Source organism: uncultured Porphyromonas sp., from assembly GCF_902489635.1.
Lineage (GTDB): Bacteria > Bacteroidota > Bacteroidia > Bacteroidales > Porphyromonadaceae > Porphyromonas.
Map to the genome: position 1 here is coordinate 1 of NZ_CABUAN010000001.1, position 18119 is coordinate 18119.

Annotated in this window: 15 protein-coding genes; 10 read left to right on the plus strand and 5 right to left on the minus strand. The window is 53.2% G+C overall.

What is annotated here, in order from left to right; genetic code table 11:
• Positions 1–375 precede the first annotated feature (375 nt).
• Positions 376–687: a hypothetical protein gene (locus RDM37_RS00005; protein ID WP_308554056.1), complete on the minus strand. Its 312-nt coding sequence runs from the start codon at positions 685–687 to the stop codon at positions 376–378.
• A gap of 50 nt (positions 688–737) precedes the next feature.
• Here RDM37_RS00005 and RDM37_RS00010 point away from each other — a divergent pair, with 50 nt between their 5' ends.
• From RDM37_RS00010 to RDM37_RS00055, 10 genes are all read left to right on the plus strand, one after another.
• Positions 738–1307 (plus strand): type II toxin-antitoxin system HicA family toxin, encoded by a 570-nt coding sequence (locus RDM37_RS00010; RefSeq protein WP_308554057.1) that lies wholly within the window; start codon positions 738–740, stop codon positions 1305–1307.
• Between the two features lie 50 nt (positions 1308–1357).
• Positions 1358–1765, plus strand: a complete 408-nt coding sequence (locus tag RDM37_RS00015; RefSeq protein ID WP_299369703.1) for a hypothetical protein — start codon at positions 1358–1360, stop codon at positions 1763–1765.
• Positions 1766–2056: 291 nt separating this feature from the next.
• Positions 2057–3169 carry an undecaprenyldiphospho-muramoylpentapeptide beta-N-acetylglucosaminyltransferase gene (gene murG, locus RDM37_RS00020; RefSeq protein ID WP_308554059.1) on the plus strand — a complete coding sequence of 371 codons (1113 nt, stop codon included), beginning with the start codon at positions 2057–2059 and terminating at the stop codon, positions 3167–3169.
• Between the two features lie 37 nt (positions 3170–3206).
• Positions 3207–4580, plus strand: coding sequence for a UDP-N-acetylmuramate--L-alanine ligase (murC, locus tag RDM37_RS00025; protein ID WP_308554061.1), 1374 nt, complete (start codon positions 3207–3209; stop codon positions 4578–4580).
• 9 nt (positions 4581–4589) lie between these two features.
• Entirely contained in the window at positions 4590–5342 is a 753-nt protein-coding gene (locus tag RDM37_RS00030) for a cell division protein FtsQ (RefSeq protein WP_308554063.1), read from the plus strand.
• Positions 5343–5396: 54 nt separating this feature from the next.
• Positions 5397–6863: a cell division FtsA domain-containing protein gene (locus tag RDM37_RS00035; RefSeq protein WP_308554065.1), complete on the plus strand. Its 1467-nt coding sequence runs from the start codon at positions 5397–5399 to the stop codon at positions 6861–6863.
• Positions 6864–6912: 49 nt separating this feature from the next.
• On the plus strand, positions 6913–8334 hold the full coding sequence (locus tag RDM37_RS00040; RefSeq protein WP_308554066.1) for a cell division protein FtsZ: 1422 nt from the start codon (positions 6913–6915) through the stop codon (positions 8332–8334).
• Positions 8335–8352: 18 nt separating this feature from the next.
• Positions 8353–9105 (plus strand): 5'-methylthioadenosine/S-adenosylhomocysteine nucleosidase, encoded by a 753-nt coding sequence (mtnN, locus tag RDM37_RS00045; protein WP_308554068.1) that lies wholly within the window; start codon positions 8353–8355, stop codon positions 9103–9105.
• Between the two features lie 80 nt (positions 9106–9185).
• Entirely contained in the window at positions 9186–10355 is a 1170-nt protein-coding gene (locus tag RDM37_RS00050; protein ID WP_308554070.1) for a DUF5074 domain-containing protein, read from the plus strand.
• 115 nt (positions 10356–10470) lie between these two features.
• The gene (locus tag RDM37_RS00055; protein ID WP_308554072.1) at positions 10471–12495 is read left to right on the plus strand and encodes a TonB-dependent receptor plug domain-containing protein; all 2025 of its coding nucleotides are present in this window, start codon (positions 10471–10473) and stop codon (positions 12493–12495) included.
• An 89-nt stretch (positions 12496–12584) separates the two neighbouring features.
• On the opposite strand, the gene RDM37_RS00060 is transcribed toward RDM37_RS00055, so the two are convergent.
• From RDM37_RS00060 to RDM37_RS00075, 4 genes are all read right to left on the minus strand, one after another.
• A complete protein-coding gene (locus RDM37_RS00060; protein ID WP_308554074.1) occupies positions 12585–13043 on the minus strand; it encodes a transcriptional repressor in 459 nt (152 codons plus the stop codon).
• 15 nt (positions 13044–13058) lie between these two features.
• On the minus strand, positions 13059–14348 hold the full coding sequence (gene metK, locus RDM37_RS00065) for a methionine adenosyltransferase (RefSeq protein WP_308554076.1): 1290 nt from the start codon (positions 14346–14348) through the stop codon (positions 13059–13061).
• An 807-nt stretch (positions 14349–15155) separates the two neighbouring features.
• The gene (gene nrdG, locus RDM37_RS00070) at positions 15156–15653 is read right to left on the minus strand and encodes an anaerobic ribonucleoside-triphosphate reductase activating protein (protein WP_308554078.1); all 498 of its coding nucleotides are present in this window, start codon (positions 15651–15653) and stop codon (positions 15156–15158) included.
• Between the two features lie 15 nt (positions 15654–15668).
• The gene (locus tag RDM37_RS00075; RefSeq protein ID WP_308554080.1) at positions 15669–18068 is read right to left on the minus strand and encodes an anaerobic ribonucleoside triphosphate reductase; all 2400 of its coding nucleotides are present in this window, start codon (positions 18066–18068) and stop codon (positions 15669–15671) included.
• Between the last annotated feature and the right edge of the window lie 51 nt (positions 18069–18119).

An 18119-nucleotide genomic window follows, 5' to 3' on the forward strand; every position in this document is an offset into this window, starting at 1 on the left:
AAAATTCTTCGGACTTATGATTTCATTCTTCCGAAGTTTCATTTCATTCTTCCGAAGTTTTGTTTCTCCTCTCCGTGGGGATTTTTTGTTTGCTACGTAGCTATTGGAGATTTTCTCAGGTGAGATCCGAATCCTCGCAAATATCGGAGTGCTCAGCACATCTATTCCTCGTTTGTCGTTGTGTTCTAGTCCATGAAAAAGCAATATATGGGCTAATCCTTGAGACTCCTTTGCGATATCTTTGTTGATTTCAGAATGGGTTTTATGTTTAGTTACGTGGTGAGATTATATGTTTTAGAAGTGAGAAGTGTCTAGTCCCCCAATTCCGTAAATCTTACGAAAAGCACATTTGCAGGGATGCATTTTTATAACTCTCTAGTATTGATCGATTACGTCAAAACCATCGTATGGAAAGTGTTTCCCGTGCCAAAGGTCTAAATAGAATATGATTACTCGCTTTTCAATCGGGATGGAGCTGTCAATAAGCACTCCATCGCAGTCCCCAGCCGCCAGTCCCTCTTCCAATGAGTCTTTCATCCTTTGGAAGAAACGCTCATCTCGAGATACATTGTCAGCTAGCATCTTCTCCCCGCTCCACCAAAGAGCATCAATAGAGCCTCCGTCAAACGGATTCTCATCTTCGCCTTTGTAGTATCGGCACAGCTTAATCAATTCGTCTCTAGTCATAACTCAATACTTTGACACCAAAGATACAAACTAACAAATACAACAACACCATGAACGACAACAACGCACCGCACTACACCGAGCTACCCATAGTACAGCTCGAGGCGAACAAAGAGCAGATTGACGGGCTACCAGCCACCCCCCGCAACATACAGCCCGACAAGCTAGCCAAGCTCAAGCGGAGCATACTGGACAATCCCGAGATGCTCCAGCTCCGTGGCATCCTCGTCTATCCGCACGGGGACAAGTACATCGTCATCGGGGGCAATATGCGCCTCCGAGCTATGGTCGAGCTGGGTATGACCTCCGCCCCCTGCGTCGTTATCCCGAGCCACGTCACAGCCGACATCAAAGTGACAAAAATAACTCCCCGACAAACTTGCGTATATCACAAGTTTGTTATACCTTTGTATTGTCAAAGTAAAGCAAGGATGAAGTACAGCGAATTAGTAAGACAGATTAAAGCATTGGGCTGGTACAAGCTCAAGCGTGGCGGGTCGCACGATGCGTACGCCCACCCGACTATAAGAGGACGCATCACAATGCCAAGGCACGGATCTAAGGAAGTGCCCGCAGGTACAGAGAAAGCAATCCTAAAGCAAGCAAAGGGCGGTAAGTAGATCGCCCCGACACTCCTAGTAAAGAAAACACCTAGTAAAAACAAGCCGATATGAATACAATAACCGCACACATCGAGGGAACAAAGAGCAAAGGCTTTGCTATCTATGCCACCGCATTTGATTCCGCCATTGCATCAGATGGGGCGACAGTAGCTGAAGCGCAGGCAAGCTTCCGAGAAGCCATTGAGACGACAGCGCTATCATACGAAGAGACGGGCGACAACGATATAGCGCAGGCTCTCCGAGAAGCTGAGGTCGAGTATATCTATGACGTGTCAGCACTCTTCTCCCTATTCAAGGATTTAAACGCATCTCAGTTTATCAAGCGCACAAGCATCTCCAACGAGACATTACGACAATGGAGAGCGGGGCAAAAAGTTCCCAAGCACCGCCTGCAAGAGGTCGAGAGTGCCATACACCAGCTAGCAGAAGAGCTCCGAGCCGTACGACTACGATAATGTCAGTGCTTGCTTTACTTTGACAGGTCGCAAGCCGACTGCAAGCCCTCACAGCGTGAATCGCTCGTGGGGGCTTTTTTCGTATCCACACCTCACGCAGGTGACAAGAGATAGCCTTTGGCTTTTGGTCATTAGCCAGCCAAAAGCCAACCGCTAACAGCTAACCGCCAACCGCCAAGCTGGGCAGTTGTGTGCTTTTTCGTACATTTGTAAGCGATTGCAGTCGGGCTATGTAGAGCCGACTGCGACAGACCATTTTATTTCAGTAGACTTTATCGATCTCATCGTGCTATGCAAGAGCCAAACAAACCTAGAGTGATCATCAGTGGAGGCGGTACAGGTGGACACATCAACCCCGCCCTAGCTATTGCCGACGAGGTACGTCGACGCTACCCCGGGAGTCAGATACTCTTCGTGGGTGCACTGGGGCGTATGGAGATGGAGCGTGTCCCCGCAGCTGGTTATGAGATCGTGGGACTGCCCGTCATGGGGATGGATCGTAAGCGTCTCTGGCGCAACTTTAAGGTGCTGCGCTCTCTCATCAAGAGCCGCCTAATGGTTCGCAAGACTTTGACAGAGTTTCACCCCGATCTAGCGGTCGGTGTGGGTGGCTATGCGAGTGCCCCCACGCTCAAGGAGGCACAGCGTAGCGGCATCCCTACCCTCTTGCAAGAGCAAAACAGCTATGCCGGTGTGACCAATAAGCTCCTAGCTCGTGATGCGAAGTGTATCTGCGTCGCTTATCCAGGCATGGAGCGCTTCTTCCCGAGTGATCGGATCATCCTAACGGGCAACCCCGTACGTCACGCTATCGAGTACAATCATACGACCCGTGAGGAGGCGTGTGCGTACTTTGCACTCCCCTCTTCACTCTCGCGTACGATCCTAGTCATGGGCGGTAGTCTCGGGGCTAGGACGATCAATGAGTCGGTCGTGGCTGCGCTACCTGAGTGGAGCAAGCTAGGCTATCAGTTGATCTGGCAGACGGGACGGAGCTACGAGCATGAGGCACAGGAGCTTATCAAGGAGTACGATATTAGTAAGCGGGCTTATGTCTCGGCATACGTAGAGCGTATGGATCTAGCTTACCGCCTGGCCGATGTGGCGGTGTCTCGTGCGGGCGCGCTGAGTGTCTCGGAACTTTGTCTCTCGGAGCTTCCTGCTATACTGATCCCCTCGCCCAATGTGGCTGAGGATCATCAGACGAAAAATGCGCGTGCACTCTCTACTCGAGGTGCTGCGATCCTTCTCCCCGACAGCGAAGCGGTAGGTCAGATGGGGCTCACCATCACGGAGCTACTCAAAGACGAGACACGAAGGGATGATATGAAAGCTGCGCTCCGTGATCTAGCTACACCGCAAGCGGTGGAGCGCATCGTGGATCAGATGGAGCAGCTGTGGTAGCCTCTTATATTACTTTGCAAAGACCTTTCTCTAACGCATGAGTTACGTTTATCTTATAGGTATCGGCGGTGCTGGCATGAGTGCTCTAGCACGTTACTATCATCTCAAGGGGTGCAACGTGTCGGGCTACGACCGCTCTCACAATATGTACACGGACGAGCTGGAGCAGCTAGGCATCGCTATACACTACGATAGCGACGCGACGTGGCTGGAGACAGCTCCGATGACGCCTGACAATACCCTAGTCATCTACACGCCTGCTATACCGCACGACCACCCTGAGCTGTGCTATCTGCGTAGTCATCACTTCCGCGTCTTGAAGCGTGCTGAGGCACTGGGTGTCATAGCCGAGAGCTATCGTACACTGGCCGTTGCCGGTTCGCATGGTAAGACCACTACGACCAATATGCTAGCGCATATCCTAGATGGTGCCAAGGAGGTGGGCTGTACCGCATTCATCGGTGGACTGGCTGTGGATACAGGCTCTAACTTTATCTACTCCAACCACTCCGATCTGCTGGTGGTAGAGGCGGACGAGTATGACCGCTCGTTCCTGCATCTGAACCCCTATATGGCTGTCGTGACCTCGACCGATGCGGATCACCTAGACATCTACGGAGACTATGAGGGGTACCTCGCAGGCTTTGAGCAGTTTTGCAGTCAGCTAGAGCCTGGTGGCACGCTGCTGATGAAGGAAGGGCTTCCGATCAAGCCACATCTAGCCGAGAGGGTGCGCACATTGACCTATGGCAGTGCCTCTACGGCGGATGCTTACTACGATCATGTGACCGTCGGAGATGGGACAATCCGCTTCGACTGGCACTACCCAGAGGCGGGGCTTCATCTAGAGCAAGTGCGTCTAGGGGTGCCTGTACGTACCAATCTGGAGAATGCTACGGCAGCTATGACCATCGCTTACCTCAATGGAGTTGCTCCGGCTGACATCGTACGAGGTGTGGAGAGCTTTCGAGGCACCAAGCGGCGCTTCGAGCTGGTACTGCAGACGGATCGACACCTACTCATCGATGACTATGCGCATCACCCCGTAGAGCTAGACAGCTCCATTCGCTCGATCAAGGAGATCTACGGCTCGGAAGATGTGCTGGCTATCTTTCAGCCACACCTCTACTCGCGTACGGCAGACTTCTATAAGGACTTTGCCGAGAGCCTCTCGCACGTGGATCAGGTGATCGTGCTAGACATTTACCCAGCCCGTGAGGAGCCTATGCCTGGCGTCACTTCTGAGCTTATATATAAGGAGTTGACAGCGCCACACCGCTGGCTATGTACCAAGGAGGAGCTACTCCCCCTACTGCGACAGATAGAGCTGCCACGCGTGGTGGTCACGGTCGGTGCGGGAGACATTGACAAGTTGGTCCTCCCGATCAGAGATTATCTAGCTACACTATAATAATAAGGCATGCGCTACCTATACCTCTCTCTCGCTCTGCTCCTCGTGGGACTACTCTGCTACCTGGCGGTCTCGTCACCACAGACGGCACCAGTACGTATCTCCGATGTGAAGGCGGATATTAAGTACGAGGGTGAGCACCCCTTGATGCCTGAGCGAGATCTCGTGAGCGAACTGAAGGCGCTAGGCTTTCGTCCCATAGGTCAGTCGGTAGACTCACTCTCTACGATGGCTATCGAGTCGCAGCTGATACGCAACGGGCTCTTTAGTCACATAGACCTCTACACCACTCCTGGGGGCGTGCTGCACGTATCTATGCTCCAGCGCGAGCCTCTCTTTACGTTGCTCACGCCACAGGGCAACTACTTCGTCTGCAAGGATCAGACGGTGGTGCCGATAGAGCGTAGCGAGGACTACTACACGACCTTCCTACCGGTCAGTGGCAGCATCTCTGTAGATCAAGCGGCGCACGAGCTTTACCCGTTGATGCAGCTGATCCTTGCTGATCCGCTCTGGCGAGATCTATTCATACATATCTATGTAGATCCCCTCCGAGGGGTCATCGCCACGCCACGAGCTAGCAATACGGAGATCATCCTGGGGACTAGCCCCAACTGGGAGGAGAAACTGGATAATCTCAGACTCTTCGTCGAGCAGGTGATCCCCATATTTGGCTGGAATAGCTTTATTTCTGTACATTTGGAGTACAAAGACCAAATAGTAACCGTCCCGTCAGAGGAGGGAGCTTTACAAAGACCTTGATAGAGCCTCTCGAATCTGGCTTAACACATAATCGTATACTCTCAACGCACTCTAATGTTATACAACGAAGATCTCTACACTGCCATAGACTTAGGTAGTGCTACCATACGGGGTATGGTAGGTACCAAGAAGGATGGCAAAGTCCTCCCTATCGCCATAGCCGAGGTGCCCACAAGCAACGCAATCCGCAAGGGGGTCGTCAACAATATGGAGGAGCTACACAACAAGCTCAAGGTACTGATAGATCGTCTCAACGAGCAGCTCCCGGATCAGCACACAGAGATCAAAAAGGTCTACGTCGGCTTCGGCGGTAAGTCTCTTATGTCACGATCCTACAAGATCAATCATAAGATGGACAACCCCGACGGTGAGGAGATCAGCGACTACCATATCAACCTCATCAATAAGCGAGTCAAGAACTACCGACTCAACGCTCACGAGGTGCTGGATGTGTCGGACCCTTACTGTCTCGTAGACGGACGTGTGGAGAGAAATATCAAGGGACTGCTCTGCACGGAGTTTTCGATCCACTTCAACCTCATCACAACTCGCTCTAGCAATGTCAACTTCATCCGTATGGCTATCGAGGACCGTCTAGGACTCGAGCTAGAGGCTATACTCCCCTCTCCATGCTGCGAGGCGGACGTACTCCTCTATCCCGATGCTAAGACGCTCGGCGTAGCACTAGTCAACATTGGTGCGGGCACTTCCTCTGTCGCTATCTACAAAAACGACACGCTGAAGTGCTTACGGGTCATCCCCTTTGGTTCGAAAAACATAACCAACGACTTGATGTCTCTCCACATCACTTACCCCGAAGCAGAGAAGATCAAGCTGGAGGAAGCACACCCCTTTACCGATGCTTATGATGATGAGTCTATCACGCTCAGCTCTCCAGACGGTACTCGCGAGCGAGAGATCAAGATGCGAGACATCAACAGCCTCGTGACAGCCCGTATGAAGGAGATCACCGCCAATGTGCTTCGAGTCATTCGTGACTTTGAGGCGGGTGCTAGACTGGGTTCTGGCATTGTCCTAGCTGGGCAAGGCGCACTCATGAGAGGCTTCATAAACTACCTACAGGGCGAGAGCAAGTTCGTCTCACTAGCGCGAGAGTTCAACGATAAGGTGTACAAGGACAACACACCCCTCTCTAGCGATGTGGACTACGCCGGCTGCGCGGGACTCATCTATCGCGCTGAGGTCAACTGCGTCGGAGCTATCGACACGCCTCAGACGACGGTCTCTCCGTCAAGCAAGGCTACCACACAGCCTCAGCCTGCAGCTGTACAAGCCGATACGCCCCAGGAGGCTCCCGAAGAGACGACCAGTACCGCCACACCTCAAGAGGAGCCTGAACAGCACACCCAGCAGCAGGCTCAGGCATCGCTCTTTGACCTGCCCGATGTCGACCAGCCGCATAAGACTGTAAAGCGGGAGCCCAAGAGTGTCAAGCGCAAGAAGTCCTTCAACTGGTTCTCCAAGATCAAGGACGTACTGACCAACGACGACATCGACTAGTCCTCCCCGCTTACCTTCAATTTATCTAACCTCTTACCTCTTTCGACAAATGGATAACGCAGACAAGCTCGTCAACTTCAAATACAATAAAGCGGTCGCTCAGAGAAAGCTCATCAAGGTGATCGGCGTAGGTGGTGCTGGAGGCAATGCCGTCAAGCACATTCACGCTTCTGGACTCCAGGGCGTATCCTATCTGCTCCTCAACACTGATGAGCAAGACCTCGCCAAGAGCGGACTAAAAGATGTAGCCGTCATCGGGCAGAAGCTAACCCAGGGACTAGGTGCCGGAAGCAAGATCGAGGTCGGCGAAGAGGCCGCCTTAGAAGATCGAGAGCTCATCCACTCCCTCCTGGACGACAACGAGACACAGATGGTCTTCATCTGCGCTGGTATGGGAGGCGGTACGGGTACTGGAGCTGCACCTGTCATTGCGAAGATAGCGCGGGATATGGGACTGCTCACCGTCGGCTTTATCTTCATGCCTTTCGTCCGTGAGGAGAGACAGCGTATGATCAAAGCGGCACAAGGTGCCGAGCGTATGCGACAAGAGGTAGACTCGCTGGTCATCATTGCCAACGAAAACATCAACCAAGTCTACGGTGAGCTACCCTGGAACGAGTCTCTCAACAAGGCAAATGAGATCCTTGCCAATGCGGTACGAGCCATTACGATGGTTATCACCAACGAGATGGAGATGAACCAAGACTTTGCCGACGTACGCACCACGCTCAAGGACGGAGGCATCGCACATATCAGCATCGGTTATGGCGAGGGTGTAGACCGTGTGAGCAAGGCTATCGACTCCGCTCTGCGCTCACCGCTACTCAACAATGACGACATCACCACGGCGACAAGGCTTCAGCTGGCTATCTTCTACGATCCGTCCGACGCGCTGACGACAGACGAGATGGACGAGATCAAGAAGCTCACCTCCTCCATCCGCAATCTGCAGAACAATAAGTCGGGACACGCCTTCAATGAAGAGCTGGGCAACAAGGTGATGGTGGTCATCATCGCATCAGGCTTCCAAAAGGAAGCGCACATGCCTATGACCGCTATGGATGTAGAGGACTATGTGCGCCAGACGGAGATCGAGAAGGAGCAAAACAAGCTGCTCAACCAGTACTACTCCGAGTTTGACCTGGAGCCACGCAGCTCTCTGCCTACCTTTGTGCCTATCGTGCTGACTGACGATGAGCTAGATCGTGACGACCTGATAGACTACCTCGATGAGGAGCCTGCTAAGAACCACAGCTACTCAGAGGTCGAGGAGCGACGTGCCAAGTACAAGTACGGCAACCAGACACCTGCTATGTCTCAGACGCTTGATACGTCAAAGGTTGCCCAGCGCTCCACACCTACTCGGATGCCTGGCGCAGACGTAGAGGAGCTACCCAACGTCGATCCTACGAAGGAAGGTACAGAGCCTACCACCCAATCAGTTAATCAGCCCAAGATCATCAAGTTCTGAGCCGGAGCTCTAGCAAGTATGTCCCCCTCCATTGTCTTGCTATGCGCTATGGGCAAAGAGCACATGGCGATACAATCCGCTCTACAAACTCTAGCACCCGCTGTCGAGCTACTGGAGCGCACTTTGGTCGAAAAGGCTCCTTTTGCCGTCTATCGCTACACCTTACGACTAGAGGAGCGTGCCACAGAGTGGACCTTTCACCTCATTGAGACAGGCATTGGCAAGGTGCACGCAGCGCTTGCCACACAGCGAGCCATCGAGCACTATCAGCCCCAGCTCTTAATCAACGTAGGCGTATCGGGAGGACTTTACGCAGGGGCACAAGTCGGCGACCTTTGTCTCTCGACGGCTTACCGCTACCACGACGTCTGGTGCGGTGAGGGCAATGAGCGTGGACAAGTACAAGGCATGCCAGCTCAGTTCTCCGCAGATGCCGCAGCCATTGCGGCTGTAGCAAAGCAACTAAGCATACCGCTTCACGAGGGGTTGCTCCTCTGTGGTGACACTTTCATACCCGACGCCGAGCATCTAAGAGCCTTCGCGCAGCAGTACCCCGACCTCGTTGCGGTCGATATGGAGAGTGCTGCCATCGCTCAGACAGCTTATCTATACCAGACGCCACTCGTCAGCCTACGCATCGTCAGCGACACGCCACTCACGCATCAGGATCATGGTAAGCAGTACGCAGACTTCTGGCAGCAGAGAGACCTTTTCCTACCGCCCTTTGCAGATGCTATGCACCTCGTCTGCTCGCTCGCAGGGAGCCTCTAGCTGTAGGCACCTCCCCACAAAGCGTCTAAACCGATTCCTTTCACTATCTTTGCAACAAAGTCAATCAAACCATTCATATTATGAAACACTTATATCGCAACTTACTCCTACTCTGCATCCTCAGTCTAGGACTCTTCAGCTCTTGTCAAGAGCCTGATGCTATCGTTCCTGCCGACTCGGAGGAGATAGCTAATAGTCAGCAAGTCAGTGGAGGCGTCGTAGGCTTCTACCTACTTAATGAGGGCAACTTCCAGGCAAACAACAGTTCGCTGGACTACATGAACCTCGTCAACGGCACCTACACACGAAACATCTACGCCTCAGTCAACCCCAACGTCGTCAAGGAGCTTGGCGATACGGGCAATGATCTACAGGTATACGGCTCTAGACTCTACGCCGTCATCAACAGCTCTAACAAGGTAGAGGTGCTCAACGCTCAGAGTGGTAAGCGCATCGGTCAGGTAAACATTCCTAACTGTCGCTACATCTGCTTCAAGGGCGACAATGCTTACGTCTCTAGCTACGTCAGCACCTCAGAGACACGAGACGCTCAGGGGCAAGTCCGTGGAGCCGTCTATCGTGTCAATCTCAACACACTAGCTATCACGGGGCAGGTCGTCATAGGCTATCAGCCTGAGGAGATGGTTATCAAGGGCGAAAGACTATACGTCGCTAACTCTGGTGGCTATATGAAGCCTAACTATGAGCGCACCGTATCGGTCATCGACCTCAAGAGCTTCACCGAGGTAGATAAGATCGAGGTTGGTATGAACCTCCACCGCCTCAGAATGGACCACAATGGTAGACTATGGGTCACCTCGCGTGGTAACTACGGCAACGTACCCTCCAACCTCTACTACATAGACATCGATCCAACTACGCAAAAGGTTGCGAAGCTCGACTCGCTCAATATACCTTGTGCTGAGATGGCCTTCTATGGGGACAAGCTCTACTACTACAGCAGCATCTGGGACAATGAGACTCAGAAGATGAAGACAGGCTTCGGTCTGGTTGACATCAACGCTGCAAAGCCTCTCACCGAGAGCTTTATCACAGATGGTACGGATGCAAACATTCAGACAGCATACGGTCTCGCCATCCACCCCGCTTCAGGCGACATTTACATCACGGATGCCAAGGACTTTGTCTCTAGTGGTACGCTATACTGCTACACACCCGATGGCAAGCTCAAGTGGCAGACTGGACGCACCGGTATGCTACCCGCTCACATTGCATTCGTAAAGCAATAACTAGACAGCAACGAGGCACACGATAAGTGCCCATATCTGTCCGTTAGACAGCTACGTAGGGGCGGACTCTTAGGGAGTTCGCCCCTACCCTTTTTATATACAGGTTTCTATCTCGATGACTACTCTCATCTTCTCACTCATCCTCCTCTGCGCTGCCACTCCTTATATGTATGGGCAGCAATACACCTCTCCAGACAGCGTATCCACGCACCATCTGGAGACAGTTGTCGTCCGCGCTCCCCGTGAGCCAGACTACAAGCGAGGAGTCATACCCGCACAGCAACTCTCAGGGCAAGAGCTCAAGGCGCTCAGTGCCTTCTCCATAGCAGATGCACTCCGCTCCTTCTCAGGCGTTCAGGTCAAGGATTTCGGCGGGGTCGGTGGACTCAAGACGGTCAACATCCGCAGCATGGGTACCCACCACGTTGGGATCTTTTACGATGGTGTGGAGCTGAGCAATGCGCAGAATGGGCAGATAGACCTCGGCCAGTACTCCCTCGACAATATGGAGGCGATACAGGTCTTCAATGGGCAGAAAGGCAGCTACCTACAGCCTGCCAAAGACTTTGGCTCTAGCGGTACCGTCTACCTGCAGACACGCAAGCCGATCTTTACCGATGGTGCACAGACCAATCTGAGAGCGAGCCTCAGGACTGGCTCCTTCGACCTCTTCAATCCCGCCATACTGATCGAGCACCGACTAGAGCCCAGGGTTACCATGTCCTTCAATGCGGAGTGGATCAAGAGTAGCGGCAAGTATAAGTTTAGGTACAAGAAGGTCCTGCCTCTCACCTACGAGATAGCTTACGACACCACAGCCGTCCGGCACAACGGAGACATCAACGCCACACGACTAGAGGGCAATCTCCATATCGGGCTCCCCGACGGACAGATGCTCGTCAAGCTCTACAACTACAACAGCGAGCGAGGCATACCAGGTGCTATCGTCAATAATGTGTGGCGTCGTGGTGAGCGTCTCTGGGACAACAACAGCTTCGTCCAGACCACCTACGAGCAGCAGCTCAGCGACCGCATACGACTACATGCCATCGCCAAGTATGCCTATTATCAGACCCACTTCGTGCGCAACGAGGCGACAGCAGCCTTCAAGGTAGACAACCTCTACCAGCAGCAAGAGCTATACGGCTCGGTCGCCTCAGCCTTCCAATTGATTGACCACTGGTACCTCTCCGCCGCCTATGACCTACAGTGGAACAAGCTCGATGCCAACCTCTACGACTTCGTCTACCCACACCGCTTCACACACCTGCTCGCTCTCGCCTCGACCTATACCAACGACTGGATCAATGCACAGGCCAGCCTCCTCGGCACGCTAGCTCAGGACAAAGCAAAAAAGCTCACCAAGGCTCCCCTCTTTCGCAAGCTCACACCCGCAGCGATCCTTTCGATCAAGCCGTGGCAAACCGTAGACCTACGGTTCAACGCCTTTTACAAGCAAAGCTTCCGTTTACCCACCTTCAACGATCTATACTACACCGAGATAGGCAATATCAAGCTCGACCCAGAGCACACGACCCAGTACAACCTGGGGTTACAGTACCAGCTCACACCGCAGAGACCGTGGCTCTACGCCCTAGACTTCAAGGTAGATGCCTACTACAACCTCGTGACCAACAAGATCATCGCCTACCCTAAGGGGCAGCAGTTCCGCTGGACCATGATCAACCTCGGCAAGGTAGACATACGTGGCATCGATGCGCAGTGCACCTGGAGCCTCGTGCCTGTCCGTGACCTGCAGCTATCTCTGCGGGCTCAGTACACCTACCAGAGAGCTATCGACATCACAAGCCCTAAGGACAGTTACTACCGCCACCAGATCCCCTACATCCCCTGGCATAGCGGCTCCGCCACGGCAATCGTTCAGTACAAAGGGTGGCAGCTCAACTACAACTTCATCTACGCTGGCGAACGATACAGTCAGCTGGAAAACTTCCCCGAGAATCACCTCCAACCGTGGTACACCAACGACCTAGCCCTCGCCTACGAGCGCACCCTACGAGGGTACGGACTGCGTCTGCAGCTTGAGTGCAACAACCTCCTAAGCCAAGCCTACGACGTCATTGCCAACTACCCCATGCCGCTACGCAACTACCGCCTCACACTCGTCGTCACCCACTAGTCAAGCTAGACGAAGCAGTAAGCTTCGCCCCGATATTTGATGAGAGGAGATGTCTTCACCGGCATCTCCTCTCTTTTTGTCGCGTGGCTCTATCGTCGTCCGAGACGGTAGCACTGAGGGCATACACCCCAGTAAATTAGCAGCGGCGTAACGTCACCATAGCGAGGTGGCGTGACCGTCTGAAGCTCCGTTAGTGCGGCGGTGCTACGATGGAGCAACGCGGTGCCACAGTGCCGGCAAAGCAGTAACGCCTTGCTTTGACATAGTGACTGCCGCACTAATGAGCCAGCTAGCCCCATCGGTAGGGGTAGCAAGATCCCGATCTTGAGAAAAAGGTCTACGCAAGTATAGATTGTCGTATTTCCGATAGCTAGGTCACGCTCCTTAGCGAGTGCGATCAGGTCCTCTGACGAGAAGATCCCCATCTGCTCCCCTATCAACTCTAAGATAGCTTCGCGAGTGCGGCTACGGTTCAACCCCTGCTCCTTGATATAGTTTTGTAGCAAGAGACGCTCCTTAGCCTTGAGACTCTCAGAGAGACGAGACATACGACCTAGCTGCGATTAGAGACCGAACTCTTGTCTGATACGCTCCACATAGTCCAGCTTCTCCCAGGGGAATAGCTCGACCTCCATCTCTATGGTACCCCTGTGAAAGGTCTCGAAGCTCTTCTTGACCCGACGCACATCACGTCCGAAGTGACCATAAGCTGCGGTCTCCTCATAGATCGGCTTGCGTAGCTCAAAGCGCTGCTCGATAGCATAGGGTCTCAGGTCAAAGACCCGCAAGACGCGCTGCGCTATCTCGCCATCACTCATATTGATCTTCTTACCCGAAGTGTGGACGTAGATGCTCACAGGCTCTGCCACACCGATAGCGTAAGAGAGCTGTACCAGCATCTCTGAGCAAACGCCCGCAGCGACCATGTTTTTGGCTATATGACGTGCTGCATAGGCACCTGAGCGGTCTACCTTAGAGCAGTCCTTGCCCGAGAAGGCGCCACCACCATGAGAGGCGCGACCACCGTAAGTGTCTACGATGATCTTACGACCTGTGAGACCCGTATCTCCGTGAGGACCGCCGATGACAAACTTGCCCGTAGGATTGACCAGCAGGCGATACTCCTGCACCGCAAAGAGATCAGCGTACTGCGGGTAGTACTTCTCCACACGCGGGAGCAGGTAGCGGCGTATGTCCTCTGTGATTTGCTCCTGCATCTTCAGGTCGGCAGCATGCTGCGCCTCGTAAGAGTCGTCAGCAGGCTTGATGAACTCATCGTGCTGCGTACTCAAGACGATCGTATCGATACGCACGGGATGGTTGTCCTCATCATACTCTACCGTCACCTGACTCTTAGCATCAGGTCTTAGGTAAGGCATCAGCTCCGGCTCCTTCTTGCGTATCTCAGCAAGCTCGAAGAGCAGCGCATTAGAGAGGTCGAGAGGCAGTGGCATATAGTTGGCCGTCTCGGTCGTTGCATAGCCAAACATCATGCCCTGGTCACCAGCTCCCTGCTCCTCAGGGTTGGCACGATCCACACCACGGTTGATATCGTTACTCTGATCATGGATAGCACTCAGTATGCCACAGCTACGAGCGTCAAAGCCATACTCAGGCTGGTTGTACCCGATACGATCAACCACACGTCTCACGGTCGCATCTAGATCTACATAAGCATTGCTACGCACCTCGCCAGAAACGATCACCTGTCCCGTGGTGACGAGCGTCTCACAGGCGACACGCGAATTAGGATCGCCAGCTAGCAGCTGGTCTAGGATGGCATCGGATATTTGGTCTGCCACTTTATCTGGATGTCCTTCAGACACCGACTCGGATGTAAAGAAGTAATTCATACTACTGATATACTGATTGATGTAAATATATTGAGTCGAGGCTACTAGACCGAGCCAGAGCCTCTGGTTACAACAAGAAAGCACCTCACCAGTCTGACGGATCAGCTCGTGGGGTGCTTTGATATCTCTATGCTTGCTTAGAAAAGATCCTCCTGCTGCGATCTCTGCTAGAGAGTGGTGCGGAGGTAAGTTTTTAGCATTTTTCTAAGTGGTTGCAAGCTTATCAAATCCATCCACTACGATCCCAAGATTGCATCAGAGCTTCTTGTCATCTCGTGGATGCAAAGGTAAGACAAACTTTTTAATCCTGCAAGGGGTGGCATCTGCCCTAGCTGAAAATCCAACGCTAGCTTGTTACAATAATTTAGAACCGACTACATATCGAAACGGCACCATGTCGGGGAAAACTGATTTCCACGTGGATATTTCGAAATTCCCACGTGGAGAAGAAAAAATTCCTCGGAAGTTTCATTTGATTCTTCCGAAGTTTCATTTGATTCCTCCGAAGTTTTATTTCACGCCCACGTGGAAAATAAAAAATATCCACGTGGAGATTTGAGATTTTCCACGTGGATATTCGAGAAAGGAGGGGATCGGACGAATTTCCCCGTAAAGATATGTAAATGGAGATTAGAGGTTGGAGGTTAGAGAGCAGGGCTGACACATTATATATATAGTGACCTCAGCTATGCCTTGCTTGTCGCTCATGTGTAGTCCCTGACAGAGCGATTACAATGCCTCACCTCTGGTTTGCGCGTACAGAGCCAGTGGCGAGTCCCGCACAAGCTATCTCTGCCAGCTCTGGGGCTAAGAAATAGACTTCGCCGATGAGTGATGCAGTGCAGACGGATGTAGTCTAATGATGCGCTGATTGGAGCTGCCTCTGAAGGGGAGCTGTGGGTCGTGCAGGCTCTGAACGAAGCGTCCGTCAACGAGTACATCTATGTAGTCTAGTAGCGGGGCGCGTGTGGGATCTTGCTCTATCTGCTCGAGCGTGTAGCCCGTGTAGCACCAGATCTCTTGCCCCGTGTCGTGCTTGAGCCGCTGGAGCAGCGTGAGTAGCTCCTCAGGACTAAACATCGGGTCCCCTCCACTCAGCGTGATGCCGTCGAGGAGGGGGTTGCCGTTGATGTCGTCGATGATCTGCTGCAGGTAAGCCTCCGTCAGGGGCGTCCCTACGAGCGGATTGTGACTCTCAGGGTTGTGACACCCTGGGCAGTGATGGGAGCAGCCCGCTAAGTAGATCGAGCAGCGTATCCCATCACCGTCGAGGATGGTCTCGGGTATGACCTTGAGGACGTTCATCCGAGAGAAATCTGACTAGTGATGCTTGACGCGATCAGCCTCCTCGGCACGCTTGGCAGAGTTCCACGAGGCGAGGTCGCCCGTCAGGTAGCCCGTGATGCGACGCATACGTAGTATATCCTCGCCACCACATATCGGGCACTTAGCATAGATGACCCCCTTGTAGTGACACTCGCGACAAGTATCTATCGGGTGATTGATCGAGCCGTAGCCAATGTGGTTGTCCTGCATCAGCTTGACAATCTTGGCAATTGCTTTGACATTCTTCTTAGCCTCGCCATCGAGCTCTATATAGGTGATGTGTCCTCCCAGTGTGAGTGCGTGGAAGGGCGCCTCCAGACGTATCTTGTCCGCGATGCGTATCTCCTCCTTGACATCAATGTGGAAGGAGTTGACATAGTAAGCTCTGTCGTTGACCCCCTCGATGATCCCGTAACGCTTACGATCGAGGCGTGTGAAGCGACCTGAGAGCCCCTCGGCTGGAGTGGCTAGTACCGAGTAGTTAAGGTGATAACGCTCCTTAAACTCCTGTGCCACCTCACCCATGATCTCGATACAATGATAGAGCGTATGCCAAGCATCCTCGTTGGTGCCGTGCCCCTCACCGTAGATAGCGCACATAGCGTTGTGCCCTCCGATGAAGCCGATGCCGAGTGTGCCACTGTCTATCACGTGACCGACAGGATCGTTGGGACGCAGAGCTCCCCCACCCTTCCAGACATCATTGCCCATCATAAAGGGGAACTGACGTGCCAAGGCCGTTGCCTGAAATTCGTAGCGCGTGTGTAGCTGTTCGCCCACGAGGCGAGCCATCTCACGTATCGAGGTGTAGAGCTTATTGATAGCTATACTGCGCATCTTGCCCAGATCCTCCTTCGTACCCATCTGCTCCTTAGCATAGCGCATCGCCTCGATCGCTAGGCGCGGCAGATTGATCGTCGTAAAGGAGAGATTGCCGCGACCTATTGAGGTGCGAGGGCCATTGATATTCTCGAAGACACGCGTACGGCATCCCATCGTCGCTAGCTCATGTCGGTAGCGCAGCGGATCCTCCGCATCCCACTCATCACTATGATTGAAGGGCGTATCGAGAAAAACAAAGTTCGGGAAAAGCGCCTTCGCCGTCGTCTCGCAAGCTTTCAGGAAGAGGTCAAAGTTTGGCGTCTCAAACTCTATCTCCCCAGCCACGGCACGGTCGAAGTCTTTCATCGCACGGTCAAAGTCAGCCTCGGAGTAGTTGACCCCCTCCTTAACCTTAAAGATCTGTATCGGGAAGACTGGCACCTCGCCACCTACGCCTAGCCCCTCGGTCGTTGCTTTCATCAGCTCCTCGATCACCATACGTCCCTCAGCAGAGGTGTCGGTACCATAGTTGATCGAGCTAAAGACCACCTGATTACCTCCACGTGAGTGCATTGTGTTGAGGTTGTGTATGAAGCCCTCCATCGCTTGATGCGTGTCACGACGTGTGCGCTCGAGTGCTTGGTTGATCAGATAGACCAGCTCTTTGCGAGGTATCTCCTTATTGACCCGCTGGCCCAGAGCTTGGCACAGATTCGTCACCGCTGTCGAGGTCGGCACGATACTGTCCAGATGCTGCCCCGCCAACTCTCGTATCTCTCGTACCGTGGGCAGGTCTGTAGCACCCTGACAGTGGAGGAATAGGAGTGTCGTGTCGGCCACATGCTTGAGAAAAGTCTTGTAGACCCCAGGTGCCATGAAGAAGTCAAAGGCTGGTATCGCCTGCCCTCCGTGCTGCTCGTTTTGGTTCGTCTGGAAGACGATCGTCGCCAGCGTCGCATAGCTCTGTATGCTCTGAGGCGTGCGGATGCTACCATTCTTCGTGTGGAAGCCTCGCTCATAGAGATCCGCCAGGTCGTACTGGATGCAGGTTGTCGTCTTCGTGGGGTAGTAATCGAGGTCGTGGATATGTATATCTCCACGACGATGCGCCTCAGCGTACTGCGTGGGGAGCAGGTAGCGGTAGGTGTAGTCCTTAGAGACCTCCGAGGCAAAGGTCATCATCTGCCCAGCGGGTGTGTGACTACTCATATTAGCGTTGCTCAGGTTGACATCGTTACTGTCGATGGTCACGATGCCGTCCAGGTTGCGCTTGAGCTCGCTCTTCTTCTGACGCTCCGTGTTGCGCCACTCACGATAGAGTATGTAGCGCTTAGCCACCTCAGGCTGCACCTTCATGAGCTCGCTCTCGACGAGGTCCTGCACCTCCTCGACAGAGATGACCTCCTGGTCGATGCGCGCTAGCACGCCCATGGTAACGGTCTTCGCCTCTTGGAGACACTCAGTCTGACCTGTGGCGATGTAGGCTTTGAGAACGGCGTTCTCAATCTTCGACGGGGTAAATGGCTCTTGCAGCCCATCCCGCTTGATGATTTGTTTGATAGTTGTTGTCATACTTCAATTCCCGAAAGTAATGTGAGGACATCCACATTTCTTCCTTCTCTC